Origin of the sequence: Methylobacterium platani, from assembly GCF_001653715.1 — a bacterium.
GTDB lineage: Bacteria > Pseudomonadota > Alphaproteobacteria > Rhizobiales > Beijerinckiaceae > Methylobacterium > Methylobacterium platani.
The window spans coordinates 13,204-13,451 of record NZ_LWHQ01000081.1 but is presented as its reverse complement, the minus strand read 5'-3'; the positions used below and the strand labels follow the sequence as shown (position 1 = coordinate 13,451).

Below are 248 nucleotides of genomic sequence, written 5' to 3'. Positions count from 1 at the left end.
GCGACAAGTCCACCCCGGGCCTGCTTCTCGGCGCCACCAGCATGAACCTGCCGGCGATCTACATCCCGGCAGGCCCGATGCTGCGCGGCAACTGGCAGGGCAAGGTGCTGGGCTCCGGCTCCGACAGCTGGAAGTACTGGGATGAACTCCGCGCCGGCAAGATCACCGACCAGGACTGGCTCGGGATCGAGGGCGGCATCGCCCGCTCCTACGGCACCTGCATGACCATGGGCACCGCCTCGACCATG

Annotated in this window: 1 protein-coding gene; it reads left to right on the top strand. The window is 68.1% G+C overall.

Annotated elements, in window-relative coordinates; translation table 11 throughout:
- On the top strand, positions 1 to 248 hold a 248-nt coding region (locus A5481_RS35490), incomplete at both ends, for a dihydroxy-acid dehydratase domain-containing protein (RefSeq protein ID WP_245298673.1).